Origin of the sequence: Streptomyces sp. NPDC017202, assembly GCF_044331705.1 — a bacterium.
GTDB lineage: Bacteria > Actinomycetota > Actinomycetes > Streptomycetales > Streptomycetaceae > Streptomyces.
The window spans coordinates 277,039-300,564 of the sequence record NZ_JBIRNP010000006.1 but is presented as its reverse complement, the minus strand read 5'-3'; the positions used below and the strand labels follow the sequence as shown (position 1 = coordinate 300,564).

Annotated in this window: 29 protein-coding genes; 19 read left to right on the top strand and 10 right to left on the bottom strand. The window is 69.8% G+C overall.

Annotated features, from left to right (window positions below; all coding sequences use genetic code 11):
* The first annotated feature begins 23 nt into the window (after positions 1–23).
* Positions 24–557: a hypothetical protein gene (locus ACH4N1_RS15565; RefSeq protein ID WP_398097454.1), complete on the top strand. Its 534-nt coding sequence runs from the start codon at positions 24–26 to the stop codon at positions 555–557.
* A 59-nt stretch (positions 558–616) separates the two neighbouring features.
* Here ACH4N1_RS15565 and ACH4N1_RS15560 read toward each other — a convergent pair whose 3' ends face one another.
* From ACH4N1_RS15560 to ACH4N1_RS15530, 7 genes are all read right to left on the bottom strand, one after another.
* A complete protein-coding gene (locus ACH4N1_RS15560) occupies positions 617–1,420 on the bottom strand; it encodes an aminoglycoside phosphotransferase (protein ID WP_398097553.1) in 804 nt (267 codons plus the stop codon).
* Positions 1,421–1,542: 122 nt separating this feature from the next.
* The gene (locus tag ACH4N1_RS15555) at positions 1,543–1,755 is read right to left on the bottom strand and encodes a hypothetical protein (protein ID WP_398097453.1); all 213 of its coding nucleotides are present in this window, start codon (positions 1,753–1,755) and stop codon (positions 1,543–1,545) included.
* Positions 1,752–2,924, bottom strand: a complete 1,173-nt coding sequence (locus tag ACH4N1_RS15550) for a radical SAM protein (protein WP_398097451.1) — start codon at positions 2,922–2,924, stop codon at positions 1,752–1,754. Before ACH4N1_RS15550 ends, ACH4N1_RS15555 begins: the two co-directional genes overlap by 4 nt.
* A 98-nt stretch (positions 2,925–3,022) precedes the next feature.
* Entirely contained in the window at positions 3,023–3,154 is a 132-nt protein-coding gene (locus ACH4N1_RS15545) for a hypothetical protein (protein ID WP_398097449.1), read from the bottom strand.
* The gene (locus ACH4N1_RS15540; RefSeq protein ID WP_398097448.1) at positions 3,142–3,378 is read right to left on the bottom strand and encodes a hypothetical protein; all 237 of its coding nucleotides are present in this window, start codon (positions 3,376–3,378) and stop codon (positions 3,142–3,144) included. Before ACH4N1_RS15540 ends, ACH4N1_RS15545 begins: the two co-directional genes overlap by 13 nt.
* Complete coding sequence (locus ACH4N1_RS15535; RefSeq protein WP_398097446.1) at positions 3,375–3,788, bottom strand: hypothetical protein; 414 nt, start codon at positions 3,786–3,788, stop codon at positions 3,375–3,377. The genes ACH4N1_RS15540 and ACH4N1_RS15535 overlap by 4 nt, the downstream gene beginning before the upstream one ends.
* Positions 3,788–4,204, bottom strand: a complete 417-nt coding sequence (locus tag ACH4N1_RS15530) for a hypothetical protein (protein WP_398097445.1) — start codon at positions 4,202–4,204, stop codon at positions 3,788–3,790. Before ACH4N1_RS15530 ends, ACH4N1_RS15535 begins: the two co-directional genes overlap by 1 nt.
* A gap of 119 nt (positions 4,205–4,323) precedes the next feature.
* On the opposite strand from ACH4N1_RS15530, the gene ACH4N1_RS15525 reads away from it, so the two are divergent.
* From ACH4N1_RS15525 to ACH4N1_RS15510, 4 genes are all read left to right on the top strand, one after another.
* The gene (locus tag ACH4N1_RS15525) at positions 4,324–5,367 is read left to right on the top strand and encodes a helix-turn-helix domain-containing protein (RefSeq protein ID WP_398097443.1); all 1,044 of its coding nucleotides are present in this window, start codon (positions 4,324–4,326) and stop codon (positions 5,365–5,367) included.
* Positions 5,364–6,053 carry a YdcF family protein gene (locus tag ACH4N1_RS15520; RefSeq protein WP_398097441.1) on the top strand — a complete coding sequence of 230 codons (690 nt, stop codon included), beginning with the start codon at positions 5,364–5,366 and terminating at the stop codon, positions 6,051–6,053. The genes ACH4N1_RS15525 and ACH4N1_RS15520 overlap by 4 nt, the downstream gene beginning before the upstream one ends.
* A 28-nt stretch (positions 6,054–6,081) precedes the next feature.
* Positions 6,082–6,795: a WbqC family protein gene (locus tag ACH4N1_RS15515; protein ID WP_398097439.1), complete on the top strand. Its 714-nt coding sequence runs from the start codon at positions 6,082–6,084 to the stop codon at positions 6,793–6,795.
* A gap of 126 nt (positions 6,796–6,921) precedes the next feature.
* Positions 6,922–7,467, top strand: a complete 546-nt coding sequence (locus ACH4N1_RS15510; protein ID WP_398097437.1) for a flavoprotein — start codon at positions 6,922–6,924, stop codon at positions 7,465–7,467.
* 207 nt (positions 7,468–7,674) lie between these two features.
* On the opposite strand, the gene ACH4N1_RS15505 is transcribed toward ACH4N1_RS15510, so the two are convergent.
* On the bottom strand, positions 7,675–8,112 hold the full coding sequence (locus ACH4N1_RS15505; protein WP_010353923.1) for a hypothetical protein: 438 nt from the start codon (positions 8,110–8,112) through the stop codon (positions 7,675–7,677).
* Positions 8,113–8,644: 532 nt separating this feature from the next.
* Between ACH4N1_RS15505 and hemL the strand changes: the two genes are divergently transcribed.
* The 8 genes from hemL to ACH4N1_RS15465 all read left to right on the top strand — a co-directional run bounded on the left by hemL (position 8,645) and on the right by ACH4N1_RS15465 (position 16,872).
* Positions 8,645–9,961 (top strand): glutamate-1-semialdehyde 2,1-aminomutase, encoded by a 1,317-nt coding sequence (gene hemL, locus ACH4N1_RS15500; protein ID WP_398097436.1) that lies wholly within the window; start codon positions 8,645–8,647, stop codon positions 9,959–9,961.
* A gap of 38 nt (positions 9,962–9,999) precedes the next feature.
* Complete coding sequence (locus ACH4N1_RS15495) at positions 10,000–10,647, top strand: histidine phosphatase family protein (protein WP_398097551.1); 648 nt, start codon at positions 10,000–10,002, stop codon at positions 10,645–10,647.
* Positions 10,648–10,783: 136 nt separating this feature from the next.
* On the top strand, positions 10,784–12,085 hold the full coding sequence (locus ACH4N1_RS15490; RefSeq protein ID WP_398097434.1) for a hypothetical protein: 1,302 nt from the start codon (positions 10,784–10,786) through the stop codon (positions 12,083–12,085).
* 66 nt (positions 12,086–12,151) lie between these two features.
* A complete protein-coding gene (locus tag ACH4N1_RS15485; RefSeq protein ID WP_398097433.1) occupies positions 12,152–12,742 on the top strand; it encodes a TlpA family protein disulfide reductase in 591 nt (196 codons plus the stop codon).
* A 1-nt stretch (position 12,743) separates the two neighbouring features.
* On the top strand, positions 12,744–13,517 hold the full coding sequence (locus ACH4N1_RS15480; RefSeq protein WP_398097432.1) for a cytochrome c biogenesis CcdA family protein: 774 nt from the start codon (positions 12,744–12,746) through the stop codon (positions 13,515–13,517).
* 3 nt (positions 13,518–13,520) lie between these two features.
* Positions 13,521–15,245, top strand: a complete 1,725-nt coding sequence (locus ACH4N1_RS15475; protein WP_398097430.1) for a cytochrome c biogenesis protein ResB — start codon at positions 13,521–13,523, stop codon at positions 15,243–15,245.
* A 32-nt stretch (positions 15,246–15,277) separates the two neighbouring features.
* Entirely contained in the window at positions 15,278–16,390 is a 1,113-nt protein-coding gene (gene ccsB, locus ACH4N1_RS15470) for a c-type cytochrome biogenesis protein CcsB (protein WP_398097550.1), read from the top strand.
* 77 nt (positions 16,391–16,467) lie between these two features.
* Positions 16,468–16,872: a hypothetical protein gene (locus ACH4N1_RS15465; RefSeq protein ID WP_398097429.1), complete on the top strand. Its 405-nt coding sequence runs from the start codon at positions 16,468–16,470 to the stop codon at positions 16,870–16,872.
* Between the two features lie 29 nt (positions 16,873–16,901).
* Here ACH4N1_RS15465 and ACH4N1_RS15460 read toward each other — a convergent pair whose 3' ends face one another.
* Positions 16,902–17,369 (bottom strand): nucleoside deaminase, encoded by a 468-nt coding sequence (locus ACH4N1_RS15460; RefSeq protein WP_398097427.1) that lies wholly within the window; start codon positions 17,367–17,369, stop codon positions 16,902–16,904.
* Between the two features lie 51 nt (positions 17,370–17,420).
* On the bottom strand, positions 17,421–17,756 hold the full coding sequence (locus ACH4N1_RS15455) for a PLD nuclease N-terminal domain-containing protein (protein ID WP_398097425.1): 336 nt from the start codon (positions 17,754–17,756) through the stop codon (positions 17,421–17,423).
* A gap of 87 nt (positions 17,757–17,843) precedes the next feature.
* On the opposite strand from ACH4N1_RS15455, the gene ACH4N1_RS15450 reads away from it, so the two are divergent.
* The 6 genes from ACH4N1_RS15450 (at position 17,844) to ACH4N1_RS15425 (ending at position 23,517) form a co-directional block, all read left to right on the top strand.
* Positions 17,844–19,295: a menaquinone biosynthesis decarboxylase gene (locus ACH4N1_RS15450; protein ID WP_366062782.1), complete on the top strand. Its 1,452-nt coding sequence runs from the start codon at positions 17,844–17,846 to the stop codon at positions 19,293–19,295.
* Complete coding sequence (gene mqnP / locus ACH4N1_RS15445) at positions 19,292–20,194, top strand: menaquinone biosynthesis prenyltransferase MqnP (protein WP_398097423.1); 903 nt, start codon at positions 19,292–19,294, stop codon at positions 20,192–20,194. Before ACH4N1_RS15450 ends, mqnP begins: the two co-directional genes overlap by 4 nt.
* Before the next feature lie 90 nt (positions 20,195–20,284).
* The gene (locus ACH4N1_RS15440) at positions 20,285–20,941 is read left to right on the top strand and encodes a UbiX family flavin prenyltransferase (protein ID WP_398097549.1); all 657 of its coding nucleotides are present in this window, start codon (positions 20,285–20,287) and stop codon (positions 20,939–20,941) included.
* 103 nt (positions 20,942–21,044) lie between these two features.
* On the top strand, positions 21,045–21,500 hold the full coding sequence (locus tag ACH4N1_RS15435; RefSeq protein WP_363088921.1) for an Lrp/AsnC family transcriptional regulator: 456 nt from the start codon (positions 21,045–21,047) through the stop codon (positions 21,498–21,500).
* Positions 21,501–21,624: 124 nt separating this feature from the next.
* Positions 21,625–22,788 (top strand): aminofutalosine synthase MqnE, encoded by a 1,164-nt coding sequence (mqnE, locus tag ACH4N1_RS15430; protein ID WP_398097422.1) that lies wholly within the window; start codon positions 21,625–21,627, stop codon positions 22,786–22,788.
* A 204-nt stretch (positions 22,789–22,992) separates the two neighbouring features.
* On the top strand, positions 22,993–23,517 hold the full coding sequence (locus ACH4N1_RS15425; protein WP_398097421.1) for a GNAT family N-acetyltransferase: 525 nt from the start codon (positions 22,993–22,995) through the stop codon (positions 23,515–23,517).
* Positions 23,518–23,526: the final 9 nt, after the last annotated feature.

The following is a 23,526-nucleotide window of genomic DNA, read 5'->3' as shown; positions in this document are numbered from 1 at the left end:
CGTTCTTTCGAAAGGTGGATTCCGTGGCCGCCCCCGAGGACGTCACCGAGAGTAAACTGCTGCTGGCTGAGTATGACCGTATCAAGGAGGAGCAGAAGGCTCGGATTGGATTCCGCGACAACCTGCTCTACTTCACGCTCGCCGCTTCAACCGCGGTCCTGGCGATCACCGTCCAGAACAGGCGCGCCCAACTGTTGCTCGCCGTTCCCGTGATCTGCCTGGTCCTGGGCTGGACCTACGTGGTCAACGACGAGAAGATCTCGGCGATCGGCCGCTACATCCGCGAGCAACTCGGGCCTCGGTTGGCCGAGCTCAGTGGGGCCCGTGGCGCTGTGTTCGGCTGGGAGATCTACCACCGTGAGGACACGAGCCGCACCACGCGCAAGCGCCTGCAAACCGCTGTCGATCATTTCACGTACCTGGCATTGCCGATGACCTGCCTGATCGCATTCTGGAGCTCTCGCGCCGTCGACCCTTTGCTCCTGATCGTCTCCATCGTGCAGACGCTTGCTTTAGGCATGTTGGGCTGGCAGTTCCTGCATTACGCCGAGCGCTAGTGCAGCGTTCCGGACTGGTGATACAAGCCATCTGGGTGCCGACCCGGGAACGAGGAGACCTACAGCCCCTCGCCGAGGATATGCCCGAGCGTCACCGCCTGTTCCGCCATCCCCTGCTTCCACGGCGTCCCGTCCTCCGCGGCGATTTCCCGCCACAGTGCCGCGGTGGCCGCGCCGAACGCCGCGAGGGCTTCCGGTTCGGCGTCCCGCCATGACGGGAAGCGGCCCGCGAAGGCGATCGCCTCCTTCACCGGGTGGCCGGAGTCCATGAGTCGCAGCGCCAGGGCGCCCGGGTCGATCCATGCTGCACCTCGCGTCGGCCACGCCCAGTCGACGAGCCGGGCCCCTTTGCCGACGATCAGTACGTTATCCCTGGCGAAGTCGGTGTGTAGGAGGGTGTCACCGCTGAAGTACTGCAACGTCCCCGGCGGGGCGTAGTCCGCCCACCGGTCGACAGCGTCCTTGATCTCGATGTCGGCTGGGGCCGTGACTGCTTGTAGTTCGGTGAGCGCGGCTTCCACGAGCGGCAGGTCGGGTGAGCCGGGCGCGTGGTCGGCGCCGCGTCCGTCGACCACCTCGTAGCCGAGAAGGCTCCAGCCATCGAGCTCCAGGTGCCAGTACAGGCGTGGGCAGGACGCCGGAAGATGCGGGGCGATCGCCGCCTCGCGGCGCTGTGCACCGACCTGAGGGTGGTCGGTCGGGATGCCCTTCACGAAGACCCTGCCGCTTTCGGTCTCCAGGACGGAGGCGATACCGGAGTTCATGCCGCCCAGCGCGGTGGCCGCCTGATGGACGGCGCCGGTCTTGTCGGCGATGGCCCGGCGGATGCCAGTGGGGAGCTGCTCCAAGGGGATGCGGGACATGGACACGCGCGGTTCCTCAGGGGTGCTCGGGTACAAGGGAGTGCCGCCCCGGCCAGGGTACGGCCGGGACGGCACTGAAGGGGTGGAACGAGCGGGCGGCACGGGCGCCGCCCTTGGTGGATCTAGTACGGCTGGTCGTCACCGGCCGAGCAGCTGCACTCGGCGCCCTCGGCAGCCTCCTCCAGGTCGGCGATGATCTGGAACTCGTCGTCCTTGATCGACGCGGCGGTCAGCGGCACCGGCAGGGCGCTGATCGGGTTGTCCGCCGGACGTCGGCCGATGGTGAGCATGACCGGCTCGCGCGGCGGGGTAAGGATTGCGGTGGGCGGAGTCATGATCCGTAACCTCCATGCTGGCAGTAGAGCTCTCGTCGGTCCCCCGCCTCCTGGTAGAGCCTGGCCAGCGGTCGGCATGTGCGGCACGTGCCGACCTTCGTGCAGCCGGAGCATCCACCGGTGCGGAGCTGTAGGGACTCGGCGACCGCGCCGAGTCGGGGGAGGGCTTCGACGCCCTCGGTGATGAGGTTCACGCTCGGGTCGTGTCCGACCTTGCAGATCGACGCGATGCCGTGCGGGTTGACGTGGAAGAACGTGTGGCCGGCGTTGCAGCCGGTGAAGACGCTACGGGCCTTGAGATGGTCCAGTGCCTGCGTCGCCAGGGGGTTCGCCTCGCCGTCGATCGTGGGCGACATGTTCGTGAAGACCTGGTGAGGGAAGCCGTACGACTTGGAGAGGCGCACCATCGCGTCTGTCTCGTGCGCGTTACCGTCCGAGACGATCACGTTCAGGCGGACCGGCAGCCTGTCCTCGCGGGCAGCGTCCAGGCCCTTCAGGAACCGGCCGAACGCCCCTCGGTTCCGCGTCACCTTGTCGTACGTCTCGGCGGTGGCTCCGTAGACGCTCAGGGTCAGTCGGTACGGCCGGTGGCGGGCGAACAGGTCCCGGATCGGCTGCTTCCGCAGCGAGGAGCCATTGGACGAGACCTGGACCATCATCCCGAGCTGGTGGGCGTACTCGTACGACGCGCCGAACTCGCGGTCGATCAGAACCTCACCGCCTGTGATCTGCAACCACAGGACACCGGCGTCCCTCAGTGTCTGGAGCAGCGTCTGCTTACCGGCCCAGTCCAGACCCTCGAACCGCTTCTCCCCGAGGTAGCAGAACTCGCAGTCGTAGTCGCAGCCGAGGTTGATCTCCCACGACGCCTTGCCGTACCCGTACCCGTACCCGTACCGCGACCGCTCGCGGACGAGGACGACGTCGCCGACCGGCGACGAGGGCAGCTCGGTCCCCCACGCATCCCTCGCCGCGTCGGCCAGCCAGTCCGGGACGGATCGGCCTTCAGCGCCCGCGGTCCGCAGCTCCTCGTAGCGGACCTTCGGGATGCGCACGCCGGCCGCCCAACCGGGCTGGACGAGGAGGTATTGGGCGAGAAACGGGCTGGCCACGAGCCGCGGAGCTGACTTGGTCGTCAGCCTCTGGGCGCCGGCGTTCGTCTCGATCATGGAACCTCCAAGGGTTGGATACGAGGGGCTAGTCGGGCTTGGTGGTGGGCGGCGACCAGGTGGGCCGCCAACGGCCGGTGGATCCCGCGAATCGCGGGTCAGGGCGTGATCCATGCGGCCGAGGCGGCCACGCCGATCACGAAGCCGCACGAGGCGGACACGAGCATGATCAGCAGTGGTCCGGCGTGACGGGCGACCTGGGCAGCGACACGGTGGTTCACAGCTTCCACCAGGCCCTCCATGGGCGGGTGATGATCTCCCGGTATGTATGGTGCGAGAGATTGCGGCCACCGTGCGTGAACACCCAGCTCTGCGGTTCGGCGAAGTCGGTACCGGGCAGTGAGGTCTCGCCACAGACCGCGCACTGCATTGCGTACGTGGTGGGCTCGGCGTCGGGTTCCCGGTCGGGCTGGAGGGTCCACTCCTTGTGGCAGATGATTGCGCGGCTGGTCATCGAACCGTCTTCAGGGCGGTGGCGACGTATGGGTGCTGGAGTGCGGCACGGAGGGCGTGGGCGTCGGTAAGGGTGTCGTCGTCGGGCAGCTCGCACCAGCCGCCGAACCAGTCGTCGATCTGTTCCACTCCTGGCGCGACGAGCCATGAGTTGGTGGTGAGATGCCGGACTGGTAAGTCGCTCCAACTTCCGGCGGTACCGGTGTCGATGGCGTAGTAGAGGCGTTCGTTGGGCCCGTCGTACAGCACCGGGCCGATTGCCGTGCCCGTGGCCCGCAGGTGTGCCAGGGCCAGGAAGCCGACCGCTGCGGGGGTGCGTACGAGGTCCCAGCCGTCGCCGACCTGGAGCAGGCGGAGTCCGGGCACGTCGTTGACCATGGGTGCGCTGCGCAGTGCTTCACGGACGGACATCACGTATCCCCTTGGTGCTGGACGTCGGGGCTCACGCCGATCAGAGGCGCACGTTCCGTCGTCGGCCTGATGGGGCGAACCACGATCAGACGGGTGTCGGTTGCTGTTATCTGCCGCTGCCGCTCGGATACGACGCGCTTTGGGCCGAGGTGGCTGAGGACAGGGACCACGGCGCCATACGTGTCGGGCAATTCGAGGGCGTCCAGAAGGCCGACGAAGGCGGGAGAGCGGACGCCCACCGTGGCCTCGCGGTCGGTGAACACGCCGGACAGGGCCAGCTCGTGCTGTCGGCAGTACTCGGTGAGGCAGCCGACGAGCGCCGCGTGGCGGGCCGGACCGCCGGTGACATGGCGCAGGTAGCCGAAGACCTGGGGGCAAGCGACGGAGCGGCGTTCGGTGATGAGGTCGTCGTCCATGCCCACAGCGTCGGCCCTCGTGAACGGCCTCGAAATGACCTGCTGTTGTACTTCCGTTGCACTTCCCGCCCCAAGTCGTCACTGACAGTGCTTCCATACGTGACGGAGGGAGGTCATCCGTGGTCAGCGTGCAGCAATGGACAGGCCGGGAGGCGAGCGCCCTGCGCGCCGCGCTGCGTATGAGCACGCGTGCCTTCGCCGAGCACCTCGGTGTCGCACTGCGCACGGTCGCCAAGTGGGAGAGCCTCGGTACCGCAACCCGCCCCCGCCCGGATACCCAGGCCATCCTCGACACGGCACTGGCCCGCTCGGCCTCTGCTGCTCAGGCCAGGTTCGAGGCGCTGATCTTCCCCGACAGGAAGAGCGCGCGGCCGGCGGACTACGAGACCTGGACCGAGGACATCGAGCGGGCTGTGGTCTGTGTCAGCCGCCAGAACTTCCCCTTTGCCACCTCACTGTTGAACCGCTGGCTGACTCGCCACGACCCGCATCACCTGGATGACAAGGGCCTTTACCTCTACGGCCGTTCCCTCGTGCTTCTCGGTGATCTCCAACGTGACCAGGGCGCGATCCTCGGTCCGCTCTCCGCCCGGCACTCCTACCTGACCGCCCGCGGCATGTTCACCGAGCTCGACATTCCTCGCCGGGTGGCCCAGATCGAGCTCTCCCTCGCCGTCGTCCAGGAGATGTCCGGCCAGCTGGAAGCCTCCGCCCGCCAGTACGAACTCCTCGCCAGGGATGAGCGTTTGAGCTCCCGCGATCGTGCCAGGGCCCGGCTCTGGGTGGGTACGGCGCTGAGCAAGGAGGGCAACAACGAGTACGCCACTGGCGCCATGGCCGACGCCACCCATGCTTTCGAGGACCTGGGCGAGCCGGAGGACTGGTCGGTTGCCCACCAAAAGCTGGCCCTGGCTCACCGAGGCGCCGGCGACCTGAAGCAGGCCCTGCACTACATCGACATCGCGCGCACCACCGGCACGGTCGACTCCCCGATGCAGCGGGTGCGGCTGGACACCGCCTACGGGCACATCCTTCTGTCGGACGCGGCGACCCGGAATGATGGGCTGTCCGTCCTCGATCAGGCGGCGCAGGTGGCTCTGCAGTACGGGCTGAGCCACCAGCTGCGCAGCATCGAGGGCATCCGAAGAGGCCAGCAGGGATGAGCCAGGGAGTGCCAGTGCCGCAGCACGAGCAGCGCCAGATCACCGACGAGCAGTTCCACGACGCGACGTTGATCTGGAACTACCACCAGATGGGCCACGAGCAGCGGCCCTGCTCGGCGGCGATCGGCCTCGGCAGCCACGACCTGGGCGTGGCCACCACAGCCGCCGACCTCTACCGTGCCGGCCTCTTCCCGGTCGTGGTCTTCAGCGGCGGCAACAGCCCCACCACCCGCGCCCGCTTCCCGCGCGGCGAGGCCGTCCACTATCGCGAGCATGCCTTGAGCCTGGGCGTTCCGGACGAAGCAATCCTGGTCGAGCCGAAGGCGGCCAACACCGGCCAGAACCTCACCTTCTCCCGTGAGCTGCTGGCCGAGGCTGGCATCGCTGTCGAGTCGCTGCTGCTGATCTCCAAGCCGTACATGGAGCGCCGTTCGTACGCGACCTGCCGCAAGCTGTGGCCCGAGGCAGAGGTCGTCTGTGCCTCGGAGCCGCTGGAACTGGACGACTACATCAAGTCCATCGGCGACGAGAAGCTCGTCGTCGACATGCTTGTCGGCGACCTGCAAAGGGTGATCGAGTACCCGAAGCTCGGCTTCGCCGTCGAGCAGCACGTACCGGGGGATGTGTATGACGCGTACGAGCGCCTCCTGGGCGCCGGCTTCGACAGCCGCCTCATCAGCACCTGAGCTATCCCGTGTCAGCTCGTCGGGCGGGGTGTGCGCGATCCACCAACCGAACCTGTTCCCACGGCTGTCCACGTTGGCGAAGCTCTTCGTCGCCGACCGGTGGATCGTCCTGACCGACGTGCAGTTCGCCCGGCGTGATTTCCAGCACCGCGCCCGATTGGCCGCCTTGGACGATCCTGGTCGGCCGCAGTGGCTCACCCTCCCGACGCACCTTCCACATGGACGCCCGACACTGATCAGCCAGGCGCGGCTTGTTGACCCCTGCCGTTCGCGCCGGACGGTCGAACTGCTCGTGCGCCAGTATTACGGCCGTAGCCGCCACTGGGGTGCCGTGCGTGAAGTCCTGGAGGCGGTCCTGGACACACTCGACACCTCAGAATGCGTGGCAGGCGTCGCGAAAACATCGACGATTGCCCTGCTCACGGCTCTTGGCTGGTCGGGGGAAGTGCTGGACAGCAGCGAGATCCCGAGCCGCCAAAACCGGTCCGAGCGCCTTGCCGACCTCGCCGCCGCCACCGGCAGCACCCACTATCTGTGCGGCTCCGGTGGCTTGCGTTACCTCGATGTGGGTCCCTTCGATGCCAATGGCATCCCCGTGCTGCCTTTCCACATCTCTGTGGATGCGGATGACCCGCTCTGGCAGTGGAGCCGATGGACCAGCAGCCTCTGGGCCCTGAGCAAGATCGGGCCCGGGGCGCTGGCGAACCGACTGGCTGCCCGACCAGGAGCCGCGTTTCCTTGAAGCCTGGGCGTGGCTGAGCCGCTACTGCACGAGGCGTAGAACGGGGCGCTGTTCCTGAACGTCGAGCAGTTCTCGCCGGGCGCTGCCCGAGCTCCACCACTTCAGCCGCCAACTGGGAGTGCCCGCGTGAGTGACCAGCACGACAAGCCGTTCCTCCAGATCGTGGTCTGCGCGGCCGGGGTCGCCGCCGACGTCGGCCGGCTGATCACGGCAGCACAGGAACGGCACTGGGACGTCGGCGTCGTAGCCACCCCGCAAGGAGTCGGCTTCCTTGATGCCGAGGCGGTCGAGGCCCAGACCGGCCGCCCCATCCGCTCGGCCTGGCGGTCACCGGGTGAGCCACGCCCGAGCCGGCCTGCGGATGCGATCGCGGTCGCCCCGGCCACCTTCAACACGGTCAACAAGTGGGCCGCCGGGATCTCCGACAACCTCGCGCTGGGCATCCTGTGCGAGGCGCCCGCCATGGGGGTGCCGGTCGCCGTGCTGCCTTACCTGAACTCCGCCCAGGCCGCCCACCCGGCCTACAGCCAGAGCTTGGAGCGGTTGCGCGAGATGGGCGTCCTGATCGGTTCCTACGAGCCTCACCGCCCGAAGGCCGGTGGCGGGGCCGATCGCTACCGCTGGGAGGAAGTGCTGGAACTGCTTGCCCCCAGGGTGTCCGCGCGGTTGTGATCAGTGCCGGTGTGCTCGCGGCGGTGGGCAGGGGTGAGACGCCGCTCTCGCTGAGTATCGCCCGGCGTTCAGAGGACCGCAGAGGCGCACGCGGGTGTCCCGGGTCTCAGCTCATGTGCCCTCGACGTGACACGGCAGTCGGATACCTCCGCCCGCAGATAGCGGGGCGGGACCCGAAAGCCCCGCCCGGCACCACGAAACCCCGGCTCAGGGCCACACCAGGCAGTACGGCTGGTGCCCCGCCTCGTGCAGCCGGTGGCTGAAGTCCTGCCACTCGTGCAGCAACTGGTACACGTTGAACGCGTCCCGCGGGCCGCCCCGGTCCGGGACCGTCGACCAGATGAAGGCCGCCGCGCCGACCGCTTCCTCGCCGATGTCGCGGAGGGGGTCGACGACCGTCATGGGGAGCTTGACGACGGCGTAGTCGGGGTGCAGGACGACGAGTTCCAGCGGGGGCACCTTGTGCAGGGGGACGCCCTCGATGCCGGTGAGGACCATCGCGGCCATCGTCTCCGGCTTGATCTTGGTGAACATGCCGTTCATGCCGAGTTCGTCGCCGCCGAGCTCCTCGGGGCGCATCGAGATCGGGACCCGGGCCGCGGTCGCGCCGTCCGGTGCGCCGAAGTACTTGTACGTCACCCCCACCCGACCACCATTCCCGCTCCTCGCCCGGAGCCGGTCGACCGTACGGTCGAGCCGCTCGGACTCACTCGGTACCTCGGGCACACCCGGGACGCCCTGCGTCCGGCGTGCTTCGTCGGCTTCCTCCGCGTCGCGTCGGTGCCTTCCCCGCCGGGCACGTCGAGGACCCCGGTCATCAGTCCCCTCGCCCAGTCCGCCACCGCGATGCATATCTCCACCCGACTGCTTTTCTAGGACGCGCAGGCCCCGCCGCGCAACCCGATCATCGTGTCAGTGACCTCCCCCACGGCCGCACGCCGAAACGTGCGGTGAAACACCTGTCCGCAGGATCTTCGCAGCCCCTCGACACGCCGTCGTTGTGAGCTACGTCTATCAGGCTCAGTCCGTTTCAGTTTCGCAGATGAAGAAGGTCGCAGAAGCGGCCCGTCCGGTCCGTGCGGGCACGGCACACGCCCCGCGGCCCTCCGGCGCCGCTGGCCTACCCTGAGGAGGTCACTGCCAACCGGAGTCCGAGAAGTCGGAGAAGTCGCAGGTCATGAGCGAACTGCCCTATTCATACGAAGCGCCTGTCTCACAGGCACTGTTCGACCGTGCGGCCGTCGTCACACCGGGCGGCGTGAACTCCCCGGTGCGCGCTTTCCGCGCCGTCGGCGGCACGCCCCGGTTCATGGCGTCCGGCACCGGCCCGTACCTGACGGACGTCGACGGCCGGGAGTACGTCGACCTCGTCTGCTCCTGGGGCCCCATGATCCTCGGGCACTCGCACCCCGAGGTGATCGCCGCCGTCCAGGACGCCGTCTCGCGCGGTACGTCCTTCGGTACGCCCGGTGAGGGCGAGGTCACGCTGGCCGAGGAGATCGTCGCGCGGGTCGAGCCCGTCGAGCAGGTGCGGCTGGTCTCCAGCGGGACGGAGGCCACGATGTCCGCCATCCGGCTCGCCCGCGGCTTCACCCGGCGTTCCAAGGTGATCAAGTTCGCCGGCTGCTACCACGGTCACGTGGACTCGCTGCTCGCCGCGGCCGGCTCCGGCGTCGCCACCTTCGCCCTGCCGGACACGCCCGGCGTCACCGGCGCCCAGGCCGGCGACACCATCGTCCTGCCGTACAACGACCTGGAGGCCGTGCAGGAGGCCTTCCACCGGCACCCCGGTGAGATCGCCTGCGTCATCACCGAGGCCTCGCCGGGCAACATGGGCGTCGTCCCGCCGCTGCCCGGGTTCAACCAGGGGCTCAAGGACGCCTGCCAGACCAACGGCGCCCTCTACATCTCCGACGAGGTCATGACCGGGTTCAGGACCAGCCGGGCCGGATGGTTCGGGATCGACGGGGTCAAGCCCGACCTGATGACCTTCGGCAAGGTCATGGGCGGCGGCTTCCCGGCCGCGGCGTTCGGCGGCCGTGCCGACGTGATGGCGCACCTCGCGCCCGCCGGGCCCGTCTACCAGGCCGGCACCCTCTCCGGGAACCCGGTCGCCACCGCCGCCGGCATCGCCCAGCTCCGGCTCCTCGACGACGCCGCGTACACGAAGCTCGACGCCGTCTCCGAGCAGATCCGGACGCTGGTGTCGGAGGCCCTGTCCAAGGAGAGCGTCGCGCACACGCTCCAGAGCGCCTCCAACATGTTCTCCGTCTTCTTCACGGACCGGCCCGTCCGCAACTACGAGGACGCCAAGGCGCAGGAGTCGTTCCGCTTCACCGCCTTCTTCCACTCGCTGCTGGCGAACGGCGTCTACCTGCCGCCCTCGTCCTACGAGTCCTGGTTCGTGTCCACGGCCCACGACGAACGGGCCCTCCAGCGCATCGCCGACGCCCTTCCGGCGGCGGCCCGAGCGGCTGCGGAGGCCCGCGCGTGAGCACCGACGACAGCAAGGACCTGACGGTCGTCCACCTGATGCGGCACGGCGAGGTCGAGAACCCGGACGGCATCCTCTACGGCCGCCTCGCCGGCTACCACCTCTCCGACCTGGGCCGGCGGATGGCCGACCGGGTCGGAGAACACCTCGCCCCCCGCGACGTGACGTACGTCTGCGCCTCCCCGCTGGAGCGGGCGCAGGAGACGGCGGGCCCCATCGCCAAGGCGCACGGGCTCGACGTCGGCACCGACGCGCGACTCATCGAGGCAGGCAACGTCTTCCAGGGCAAGACCTTCGGCGTCGGCGACGGGGCGCTGCGCCGGCCGGAGAACTGGCGGCACGTCTACAACCCGTTCAAGCCGTCCTGGGGCGAGCCGTACGTCGACCAGGTGGTGCGCATGATGGGCGCGCTGGACGCGGCGAAGGACAGGGCCCGCGGGCACGAGGCGGTGCTGGTCAGCCACCAGCTGCCGATCTGGATCGTGCGGTCCTACGTCGAGCGGCGGCGGCTGTGGCACGACCCGCGCAAGCGGCAGTGCACGCTCGCCTCGCTGACGTCGTTCACGTACCGGGGCGACACGATCGTGTCCGTCGGCTACTCCGAGCCCGCCCGCGACCTGGTGCCGCCCCACCTGCTGGCCGGCGCCAAGCCGGTGAAGGGGAAGGGCAAGGCCTTCGGGGCGTGAGCCGGTGGTCCCCCGGTCGCCGTCGCCGGTGATCCCTCGATCACTGTTACGGAATACGCACACATGAGCGGAACCTCCCCGTTCGACGTGTCCTCTGAGTGGGTGACCACCGGAGTACGCGACGAACGGGGATGCCATGCGCGCTCTCACCCGCAGGGGAGCACTAGGACTGGGTGCGGGGGCCGCGGCCGCCGCCGGACTCGCGGGCTGCGGCCTCACGTCGTCGGACGACCCGGGCCCCGGCGGCGGTTCCGGCGGGGCGGGCAAGGGCGGTTCGGCCTCCCCGAAGCCCACCGTCACCGTCCGTCCCCTCGGGGACGGCTCCACCTCCTTCACCGGGAAGCAGCCGCACCAGCCGGCCGCGCCCGAGCCGCTGGAGCCGGGCCAGGAACCGCCGCAGTTCGTCGTCTTCTCCTGGGACGGGGCGGGCGAGGTCGGCAACGGCCTCTTCCCGCGCTTCCTGGACCTGGCCAAGGAGCACGGCGCGGCGATGACCTTCTTCCTCTCCGGGCTCTACCTGCTGCCCGAGTCGAAGAAGCGGCTCTACGACCCGCCCAACAACCCCCGCGGCGCCTCGGACATCGGCTACCTCACCGACGACCACGTCAAGGCGACGCTGATCAACGTGCGCCGCGCCTGGCTGGAGGGGCACGAGATCGGCACCCACTTCAACGGGCACTTCTGCGCCGGCTCCGGGTCGGTCGGCAACTGGACCGGGCGCCAGTGGCGCGACGAGATCGACCAGGCCAAGTCGTTCGTGAAGCAGTGGCGCACCAACACCGGGTGGACCGACCTGCCCGCGCTCCCCTTCGACTACGACAAGGAACTCGTCGGCGGCCGCACGCCCTGCCTCCTCGGCCAGGGCAACCTGCTGCCCACCGCCCGCTCCCTCGGCTGGCGCTACGACGCCTCCTCGCCGGGCGGCCGTCAGGTCTGGCCCGACAAGAAGCAGGGCATGTGGGACCTGCCGCTGCAGCAGATACCTTTCCCCGGCCGCGGTTTCGAGGTCCTGTCGATGGACTACAACATGCTCGCCAACCAGTCGGTCAACTCGACCAAGGCGCCCAGCCACAACTACCCGGGCTGGCGGCAGCAGTCTGCCCAGGCGTACATACAGGGATTCAAGCGGGCGTACGAGACGAACCGCGCGCCCTTCTTCGTGGGCAACCACTTCGAGCAGTGGAACGGCGGCATCTACATGGACGCCGTCGAGGAGGCGTTCAAGCACATCGCGCGCGAGAAGGAGAAGGGCGGGGACGTGCGCATGGTCTCCTTCCGGCAGTTCGTCGACTGGATCGACGTGCAGAGGCCGGAGGTGCTCGCCAAGCTGCGCACGCTGGACGTCGGCCAGGAGCCGGCCGGCGGCTGGAAGGAGTTCCTCGCGGCGGCCCCCACCGCCGCCACCGGCACCCCGACGGGCACCGGATCCGCTGCCTGAAATGCGGGTTTCCCCCCGCAAGGGGGGTGCGCAAGATCCCCAGAACGGGCATGCGAAACTTTTCACATGAGTGCCGCCAGTCGCACCCCCCTGTCTGTCGCCGTCGCAGCCGCCACGGCGCTGCTGTTGTCCGCGTGCACCTCCGGAGGCACCTCCGGAGGGGGCGGCGACACCAACTTCGTCATGGGCAAGAACGGCATCTCGACCGTCGAGAAGGGCGAGCGCACCGCCGCCCCCGACCTGTCGGGCAAGACCGTCGACGGCAAGCAGCTCGACGTCGCCTCCTACAAGGGCAGCGTCGTCGTCCTGAACGTGTGGGGATCCTGGTGCGCGCCCTGCCGCGCCGAGGCACCCAACTTCCGGAAGGTCTCCACCGACCTGAAGGCCCGGGGCGTGCAGTTCGTCGGCATCAACACCCGTGACACCAGCACCTCCAACGCCCTCGCCTTCGAGAAGGAGCAGGGCATCACCTACCCCAGCCTGTACGACCCGACCGGCAAGCTGATGCTCCGCTTCGAGAAGGGCACGCTCAACCCGCAGGCGATCCCCTCCACGCTCGTCCTCGACCGGGACGGGAAGATCGCGGCCCGCTCGCTGGCCGCCCTCAGCGAGGAGAAGCTGCGCGCGATGATCGACCCGGTCCTCGCGGAGAAATGACGTGAGCACCGTCACGATGCTCGCCGCGGTGACCGATCCGAACCAGACGGTACTGAGCGGCGCCCTGCTGGTCGCCCTGCCCGTCGCGCTGCTCGGCGGACTCGTCTCCTTCTTCTCCCCGTGCGTCCTGCCGCTCGTCCCCGGCTACCTGTCGTACGTCACCGGCGTCGCCGGCACCGACCTGGCCGAGGCCCGGCGCGGCCGGATGGTCGCCGGCGCCTCCCTCTTCGTGGCCGGCTTCACGGCCGTGTTCGTCTCCAGCGGCGCCCTGTTCGGCTACTTCGGCGACACGCTCCAGGCCAACAAGGGCGTCCTGTCCAAGGTGCTGGGCGTGCTCATGATCCTCATGGGCGTCTTCTTCATGGGGCTGATGCCCTGGATGACCCAGCGCGAGTTCCGCTTCCACCGGCGGCCGGTGGCCGGGCTCGTCGGCGCCCCGCTGCTCGGCGCGCTGTTCGGCATCGGCTGGACGCCGTGCATCGGCCCGACCCTGGCGTCCGTGCTGACGCTCTCCTCCCAGCAGGGCAGCGCGGGCCGCGGCGCCCTGCTCACCGTCGCCTACTGCCTCGGCCTCGGGGTGCCCTTCGTGCTCGCCGCGGTCGCCTTCCGCAAGGCACTCGGCGCCTTCGCCTGGGTCAAACGGCACTATGTGTGGGTGATGCGGACCGGCGGCTCGATGATGATCGTGACCGGTCTGCTGCTGCTGACCGGCGCCTGGGACCACCTGGTGCAGGACCTCCAGTCCTGGTCCACCGGCTTCACTGTGGGGATCTGATCGATGAGCAAGACCACCGCCGGCGAACCCGTGGACGCCACCGCACCGCAGGACCAGGACCTCGGCGCGGCCGGCTCCCAGCTGTCCACCGCGCCCACCGACTCGCTCGCGGGCGTCCCCGCCATGGGCGCCGTCGGCTGGGCCCGCTGGTTCTGGCGGCAGCTGACCTCGATGCGGGTCGCCCTGCTGCTGCTCCTGCTGCTGGCGCTCGGCGCGATCCCCGGCTCGCTGATCCCGCAGACCGGCACCGACGCCACGAAGGTCGCCGACTTCGAGAAGAACCACCCCACCCTGGCGCCGCTCTACGACCGGCTCGGCCTCTTCCACGTCTACAGCTCGGTGTGGTTCTCCGCCGTCTACATCCTGCTGTTCGTCTCCCTCATCGGCTGCATCGTGCCCCGCACCTGGCAGTTCGTGGGCCAGCTGCGCGGCCGCCCGCCGGGCGCGCCCAAGCGACTGACCCGGCTGCCCGCGTACACGACGTGGCGCACGGACGCCGAGCCGGAGCAGGTGCGGGAGGCCGCGCTCGCGCTGCTGGGGAAGCGCCGTTTCCGCGCGCACCTCGTCGGGGACGCGGTCGCCGCCGAGAAGGGCTACCTGCGTGAGGTCGGCAACCTCGCCTTCCACATCGCCCTCATCGTGATGCTGACGTCCTTCGCCTGGGGCCAGCTGTTCAAGATGGAGGGCAACAAGCTGGTCCTGGAGGGCGACGGTTTCTCCAACACCCTCACCCAGTACGACGACTTCAAGTCCGGCACCCTCTTCGACGCCGACGACCTGGAGCCGTTCAGCTTCACCCTGAAGGACTTCACCGGCACCTACGAGGTCTCCGGGCCCAACAAGGGCACTCCGCGCACCTACCAGGCCGCCATCACCTACTCCGAGGGCGCCTACGGCAAGGAGAGGAAGACCACGGTCAAGGTGAACCACCCGCTGGAGATCGGCGGCTCGAAGGTCTACCTCACCGCCCACGGGTACGCCCCCGTCGTCACCGTCCGGGACGGCAAGGGCAACGTGGTCTACCACGACGCCGTACCGCTGCTGCCGCTCGACTCCAACGTCACCTCCTCCGGCGTGGTCAAGGTGTACGACGGCTACCGCGACGCCAAGGGCGTCAAGGAACAGCTCGCCTTCCAGGCCTTCCTCCTCCCCAGCTACGCCGAGGGCAACGAGGTCTCCTCCGCCTTCCCGGCACTGCTGAACCCGGTGCTGAACCTGGAGCCGTACCACGGCGACCTCGGCGTCAACTCGGGCATCCCGCAGAGCGTCTACCAGCTCGACAAGCGGAACATGAAGCCGTTCACGGACGCCAGGGACCTCCAGCTGCGGGACAACCTCAAGCCCGGCGAGACCCTGACCCTCCCGGACGGCGCCGGCTCGATCACCTACGACGGCACCAAGGAATGGGCCAACTTCCAGGTCACCCGGCAGCCCGGCAGCGGCTGGGCGCTGGCCGGCGCGGTCGCCGCGATCCTCGGCCTGGCCGGCTCCCTGTTCATCCAGCGCCGCCGCGTGTGGGTGCGGGCGGTGCGGGGCGCCGACGGCGTCACGGTCGTCGAGATGGCCGGCCTCGGCCGCAGCGAGTCCGCGAAGGTGCCCGAGGAACTGGGCGACCTCGCCGGGATCCTGTACGACCGGGCCCCCGGAGCGCCCGAAGGCCCCGACACCCCCGAAGATCCCGACACCCCCGATTCCCGAGCCGTACCTGCCGAAGGGTCTGAGAAGTGACTCTCGCCGCCGCAACCGATCTCGCCGGCGCGGTGAACCTCGCCGCCGCCACCAACGAGAACCTCGCGAACATCAGCAACACGCTGATCTACTCCGCGATGGCCGTCTACACCCTGGCCTTCTTCGCGTACATCGCCGAATGGACCTTCGGCGGCCGCAGCAAGGTCGGCCGCACCGCCGCCGCGCTCACCGACCGGGCCCCGGCCGGGAAGGCGGCCCCCGCCGTCACCGTCAGGAAGGCCGGCGGCACCGCCGTGCTGGAGCGGCCGAAGGTCGTGGTGCGGGCCGCGGCCGGCGCCCGCGAGGTGCCCGACGGGCCGGGCGCGCACGGCGGCGACGAGCAGGGCGACCTCTACGGCCGGATCGCCGTCTCCCTCACGGTGCTGGCCTTCCTGATCGAGTTCGGCGGCGTGCTCGCCCGCGCGCTCTCGGTGCAGCGGGCGCCGTGGGGCAACATGTACGAGTTCAACATCACCTTCTCCACGGTGGCCGTCGGCGTGTACCTGGCGCTGCTGGCGCTGCGGAAGAACGTGCGCTGGCTCGGGCTGTTCCTGATCACCTCGGTCCTGCTCGACCTGGGCCTCGCGGTCACCGTCCTGTACACGGCGAGCGACCAGCTGGTGCCCGCCCTGCACTCGTACTGGCTGTACATCCACGTCTCCACCGCGATCTTCTGCGGCGCGGTGTTCTACGTCGGCGCGGTCTCCACGATCCTGTACCTCTTCAAGGACTCCTACGAGAACAAGCTGGCGGGCGGCGGCACGCCCGGCAAGCTCGCCAACTCGGTCCTCGACCGGCTGCCCGCCGCGGCCACCCTCGACAAGTTCGCCTACCGCGTCAACGCGGCCGTCTTCCCGCTGTGGACGTTCACGATCATCGCGGGCGCGATCTGGGCGGGCGACGCCTGGGGCCGCTACTGGGGCTGGGACCCCAAGGAGACCTGGTCCTTCATCACCTGGGTCGCCTACGCCGGCTACCTGCACGCCCGCGCCACCGCCGGCTGGAAGGGCCGCAAGGCCGCCTACCTCGCACTGGTCGCCTTCGGCTGCTGGCTGTTCAACTACTACGGCGTCAACATCTTCGTCTCCGGCAAGCACTCCTACGCCGACGTCGGCCTGGGCGTGCTCCGGTCGGCCGGGTTCTGAGCCCCCGCGGCCGGCGGGACGGGCCGGCCGCACGCCGTGACCGTGCGGAAGCGGTTCCGGGGGGTCACCCTGGTGTCATGACCGGTTCCATCGAACAGGGCTCCAGCCAGACTCACGGGAACACGCACATCCTGCATTTCCTGGTGCGGCTCCCGCGGCCCCTGGAGACGGTCTGGCCCGCCCTCGCCACCGCGGAGGGCCTCTGCGGCTGGTTCGGCGCCGTCGACGTCCTCGAACCCCGGCTGGGCGGCGTGATCGGCCTGCCCGGCCTGGGTGCCGGACAGGTCACCGCCTGGGACGTGGAGCGGGTCGCCGAGTACACGGTGGAGAGCGGCGGCCGGATGCGTTTCCACCTGGAGCACGACGACGCGGGCGGCACCGCCCTGCGCTTCACCCACGAGTTCCAGGGCGAGGGCGAGACGGAGTCCCGCTGGCGCGCCCGCTTCGAACAGCTGATCCAGCAGGAGGGGCGGGGGCCGTAAGGCCGGCCGGGACACGGCGGGCCCCGCCCTCACGCGCCGATGTCCTCGTTCCACAGCGCCGGGTTCTCCGCGATGAAACCGCGCATCATCGCGACGCACTCGGGGTCGTCCAGGAGCACGATCTCCACGCCCTGCGCGGCGAGCCAGTCGTGGCCGCCGTGGAAGGTGACCGCCTCGCCGATCACGACCCGCGAGATGCCGAACTGGCGGACCAGGCCGGAGCAGTACCAGCACGGCGAGAGCGTCGTGACCATCGTCGTCCCGCGGTACGTCCGCTGCCGTCCCGCCGCGCGGAACGCCGCCGTCTCCGCGTGCGTCGAGGGATCGTCGTCCTGCACGCGACGGTTGCGGCCGCGGCCGAGCAGCGTCCCGTCGGGGCCGTGGAGCGCGGCGCCGATCGGGATGCCGCCCTCGGCGAGCCCGGCGCGCGCCTCCTCGACGGCGCCGGCGAGCCAGGCGCGGGCGGTCGCCTCGTCCAGGGGGGCCGACCTCGTCATGGAGCCTCCTTCCGCCCGCGGTGAGGTTCCCCGCTCTGATCCGGGCTGAACCTAGGGGGTGGGGCCCTGGCCGTCGTCGGGCTTGCCCTTGTCGTCCTTCTCGCTGTCGTCGAGCGACTTCAGGAACTCGGGGTTGTCGTCCGGGGCGATCCACTGCCGCTGCTGCGGGCGGCCGCCGCGGACACCGGACCAGCCCTCGGCGGCGGGGCTGCGCCTCTTGCCCGCGACGAGCCACGAGATCGAACCGACGAGCGGGAACAGCAGGACGAGGATCGCCCACAGCGGCTTGGGCATGTGACGGATGTCGTCGTCCTTCGTGCTGATGCAGTCGATGAACGCGTAGACGCTCAGCGCCAGCGGCACCAGGAACATCAGTACCCGCAGCATGGGGTCTCTCCAGCACAGAGGGGGCGGGGCCACGACGACAGGCCCCAGGTACGGGGCCAGGGTAGCCCCTCGGGGATACTTGACCGCATGGCTTACGACGATCTTCGTTCCCTGCTCAGGGCGCTGGAGCGCGAGGGCGACCTCAAGCGCATCAAGGCCGAGGTGGACCCGTACCTGGAGGTCGGGGAGATCGTCGACCGGGTGCAGAAGTCCGGCGGCCCCGCGCTCCTCTTCGAGAACGTGAAGGGCTCGGCGATGCCCCTCGCGATGAACGTGTTCGGCACCGACCGCCGCCTGCTGAAGGCCCTCGGGCTGAAGTCGTACGCGGACATCTCGGACCGGATCGGCGGGCTGCTCAAGCCCGAGCTGCCGCACGGCTTCGTGGGGGTCCGCGAGGCGTTCGGCAAGCTCGGCGCGATGACGCACGTCCCGCCGAAGAAGGTGAAGGACGGCCCCGTGCAGGAGGTCGTCCTGCGCGGGGACGAGGTGGACCTGGAGCAGCTGCCGGCGCTGTTCACCTGGCCGCAGGACGGCGGCTCGTTCTTCAACCTGGGGCTGACCCACACCAAGGACCCGGAGACCGGGGTCCGCAACCTCGGGCTCTACCGTCTCCAGCGCCACGACCGGCGCACGATCGGCATGCACTGGCAGATCCACAAGGACAGCCGCAACCACTACCAGGTCGCGGCGCGCCGGGGCGAGCGGCTGCCGGTCGCGATCGCCTTCGGCTGCCCGCCGGCCGTCACCTACGCCTCCACCGCGCCGCTCCCCGGTGACATCGACGAGTACTTCCTCGCCGGGTTCCTGCAGGGCAAGCGCATCGAGATGGTCGACTGCAAGACGGTCCCGCTCCAGGTCCCGGCGCAGGCGGAGGTCGTGCTGGAGGGCTGGCTGGAGCCGGGCGAGATGCGTCCGGAGGGCCCGTTCGGCGACCACACCGGTTTCTACACGCCGCAGGAGCCGTTCCCGGCGCTGACGATCGACTGCGTGACGATGCGCAGGCGGCCGCTGCTCCAGTCGATCGTGGTGGGCCGCCCGCCGACCGAGGACGGCCCGCTGGGCCGCGCCACGGAGCGGTTCTTCCTCCCGCTGCTGAAGATCATCGTCCCGGACATCGTGGACTACCACCTGCCCGAGGCCGGCGGCTTCCACAACTGCGCGATCGTCTCGATCGACAAGAAGTACCCCAAGCACGCGCAGAAGGTCATGCACGCGGTCTGGGGCGCCCACATGATGTCCCTGACCAAACTGATCGTGGTCGTCGACGCCGACTGCGACGTCCACGACCTGCACGAGGTCGCCTGGCGGGCCCTCGGGAACACGGACTACGCCCGCGACCTGTCGGTCGTCGAGGGCCCCGTCGACCACCTCGACCACGCCTCCTACCAGCAGTTCTGGGGCGGCAAGGCGGGCATCGACGCGACGCGGAAGTGGCCCGAGGAGGGCTACACCCGCGACGGCGGCTGGCCGGAGATGGTCCTGTCGGACCCGGAGACGTCCGAACGGGTGACGCGGCGCTGGAAGGAGTACGGACTGTGAGTTCGGCATCCGCGGCGATCCCGCGGCCGGGACGCACCAAGGCCTTCCTGCGCCTGGTGATGATCGAGCACTCGGTCTTCGCGCTGCCCTTCGCCTACATCGCCGCGCTGACCGCGATGTTCGAGCTGGACGGGAACATCCACTGGGGCCGGCTGCTGCTGGTCACCGTCTGCATGGTGGGTCTGCGCACCTTCGCCATGGCGGTCAACCGGATCATCGACCGCGAGATCGACGCGCGGAACCCGCGCACCGCCCAGCGGGAGCTCGTCACCGGTGCGATGTCGGTGCGGCACGCCTGGACCGGCGCGCTGATCGCCCTGGTGGTCTTCCTGGGCTCGGCGGCCCTGCTGAACCCGCTCTGCCTGGCGCTGGCCCCGGTCGCCGTGATCCCGATGGTCGTCTACCCCTACGGGAAGCGCTTCACGAACTTCCCGCAGGCCATCCTCGGTCTCGCGCAGGCGATGGGCCCGATCGGCGGCTGGCTGGCGATCACGGGCGAGTGGTCCTGGGACGCGGTGATCCTGGGGGTGGCCGTCGGCGTCTGGATCGGCGGCTTCGACCTGATCTACGCCTGCCAGGACGTCGAGACCGACCGCGAGATCGGCGTCCGGTCGGTCCCGGCCCGCTTCGGCATCCCCGCCGCGATCCGGGGCGCCCGCGCCTGCCACGCCGTCACGACGGCCCTGTTCGTCTGGTACGGCCTCGCCACCGGCGCCGGCGCCTTCTTCTGGCTGGGCCTGCTGATCGTCGCCGGGGCGTTCGTCTACGAGCACACCATCGTGCGCCCGCACGACCTGTCCCGCCTGAACAGGGCGTTCTTCTCCACGAACGGCTTCATCGGCATCAGTCTCTTCGTGTGCGCGCTGATCGACCTGCTGGTGCGCGGCCTCACCGTCTAGTCCGGTCCGGACCACACGGTCCGGTCCGGTCCGGACCACCGTCCCGTTCGCCGGTACGCTCAAGGTGTGAACGCAGGAGAAACGCAGCGCGTGCCTTGGATCGTGGGGGTGTCCGGGGCGTCCGGGACGCCGTATGCCGCCGCCGTGCTGCGCGCGCTGCTCGCCGGGGGCGAGAGCGTCGACCTGGTCGTCAGCCGGGCCTCGCGGCTCACGCTGCTCGACGAGACGGGGATCTCCTTCCGGGACGCGCACTGGCGGGACGACCTGCGGGACTGGCTCGCGCGGGGCGCCGACGGCAAGCCGGACGCCTTCGACGTCGACGTCGAAGGGGACGCCGTGCGGTACTGGGCCGCCGGTGACCTGGCGGCGGGGCCGTCGTCGGGGTCGTACCCGGCGAAGGGGATGCTGATCGTGCCCGCCTCGACGGCCTGCGTGGCGGGCGTCGCGCTGGGACTGTCCAAGGACCTCCTCCAGCGGGTGGCCAGTGTGACGCTCAAGGAGCGCCGCACGCTCGTCGTCGCCGTCCGGGAGACCCCGCTGAACGGGCAGACGCTGCGGCACCTCGTCGCCCTGGACGACGCGGGCGCGAGCGTCGTGCCCGCCTCCCCGGCCTTCTACGCGGGCGCCACCCACATCCAGGACCTGGTCGACTTCGTCGCCGGCCGGGTCCTCGACGCGGCGGGCGTGGGGCACGGCCTCTACCGCCGCTGGAAGGGCGAACTCGGCGGCGGCGCCCGTCCCGCCTGAGGCCGCGCCGGAGAACAGCGCCACCGGCACCACCTCGCACGACTCCAGTAACTCTTCAGACCTCTCAGACCTCTCAGACCTCTTCATCGGAAGGCTCGATCGCATGGACGCGGTGGACAGGCAGCTCATCCAGGCCCTGAGGGAGAACGGCCGGGCCTCGTACGCGGAGCTGGGGCGTCTCGTCGGCCTGTCGGGACCCAGCGTCACCGACCGCATCAACCGGCTGGAGGCGGCCGGCGTCATCACGGGCTACCGGGCCACGGTGAACGCCGCCTCGCTCGGCCTCGGAGTCACCGCCCTCATCGGCATCTCCCTCTCCGACGCCGCCGACCACGAGGACGTGGCCGCGCGGATGAAGGACCTCGGCGAGATCGAGGACTGCTGGTTCATCGCCGGCGACGACTCGTTCATGCTCAAGGTGCGGGCGAACGACGTCGACGGGCTGGAGCGGATCATCCGCCGGCTGTCGGGGACGAAGGGCGTGTCCCGGACCCGTACCACCATCGTGCTCTCCACCAAGTGGGAGAACCGGGTGGGGGAGCTTCCGGAAGAGGTCTGACGACCGGGTCCGGCGGTCGGGTCCGGCAGCCGGGGCCGCGGGTCGGGGCCGCGGGCCGGGTCCGGCGGTGTCGGGGCGTACGGTTGACGAAGTCTGTCTCAGGGCGAACGGAAGAGGTAGGGGCATGGACGTCGGGCTCAAGCGCGAGCTGGAGCAGAAGGTCAGGGCCGGTGAGCGGCTGACCCGCGAGGACGGCATCGCGCTGTACGAGTCGGACGACCTGGCCTGGCTGGGCGGACTCGCGCACGAGGTGCGGACGCGCAAGAACGGCGACGTCGTCCACTTCAACGTCAACCGGCACCTCAACATGACGAACGTGTGCACGGCCTCCTGCGCGTACTGCTCCTTCCAGCGCAAGCCGGGGGAGAAGGACGCGTACACGATGCGCATCGAGGAGGCCGTCAAGCTCGCGAAGGCGATGGAGTCGGAGAACCTCACCGAGCTGCACATCGTCAACGGCCTGCACCCGAACCTGCCGTGGCGGTACTACCCGCGCTCCCTGCGCGAGCTGAAGGCCGCCCTGCCGAACGTGTCGCTGAAGGCCTTCACGGCCACGGAGATCCACCACTTCGAGACGATCAGCGGTCTGTCGGCGTCCGAGATCCTCGACGAACTGATCGACGCCGGCCTGGAGTCCCTCACCGGCGGCGGCGCGGAGATCTTCGACTGGGAGGTCCGGCAGCACATCGTGGACCACCGCACCCACTGGGAGGACTGGTCGCGGATCCACCGCCTGGCGCACGAGAAGGGTCTCAAGACCCCGAGCACCATGCTGTACGGCCACATCGAGGAGCCCCGCCACCGCGTGGACCACGTCCTGCGGCTGCGCGAACTCCAGGACGAGACCGGCGGCTTCCAGGTCTTCATCCCGCTCCGCTACCAGCACGACTTCGTGGACATGAAGGACGGCAAGATCCGCAACCGCCTTCAGGCCCGCACCCAGATGGCGACGGGCGCGGAGGCCCTCAAGACCTTCGCGGTCTCCCGCCTCCTCTTCGACAACGTCCCGCACGTGAAGGTCTTCTGGGTCATGCACGGCGTCCAGACCGCCCAACTGGCCCTCCAGCACGGCGCGGACGACATGGACGGCTCGGTCGTCGAGTACAAGATCACCCACGACGCCGACAACTACGGCACCCCCAGCAAGCTGACCCGCGAAGACCTCCTGGACCTGATCCGCGACGCGGGCTTCCGCCCGGTGGAGCGCAACACCCGCTACGAGATCATCCGCGAGTACGACGCCCCGGACCCCGCCCGCAGGGACTCCCCCCAGCCGATGCGCGTCTGACGCAGCGGCACCGGCCCGCGAACCCGCGGGCCGGTCCTGCCCGTGAACGGGGGTGAGCGGTCCCACCCGGGGGCGCGGGGAACCGCGCGGCCGGCCCCCACCGGGCCCGCACCCGCCACGTCCCGCTCCCCCGGGCCAGCGCACGCGAATCCGCACGCGAACCCGCACGTGCTCCCTCCTGAGGGTAAGGATTACCATCCATCCGTGTCCCTTACCTTCACCCTCGATCCCGCCCTCACCCCCGACCTGCGCGACGGCCTCCTGGACCTCTGGACGGACGTCTCCAACGCGGGCGGGGCGGTGGGTTTCGTACCGCCCGTCACGCGGGAGACCGTCCGCCCGGAACTGGTCCGCCACCTCGTGCAGATGGCCGAGGGCCGCACCCGCCTCCTCGTCGGACGGGACGAGGAGGGCGACGTGGCGGCGACCGCGTTCCTCACCTTCAACACGCACCGCCTGATGACCCACTGGCTGTGGCTGTACACGGTGATGGTGCACCCGCGCCACCAGGGCAAGGGGTACGGCCGCGAGCTGCTCGCCGCCGCCGCCGACGCGGCCCGCACCTTCGAGGGCGTGGACGCGATACGGCTCACCTGCCGGGGCGGTCTCGGCCTGGAGCGCTTCTACGCGTCCTGCGGCTACAAGGAGGTCGGCCGCGTGCCGGGCGCGATCAGGGTGGCGCCGGGCGACGACCGCGACGACATCACGATGCTGCTCCCGCTGGGCTGACGGCCCCCG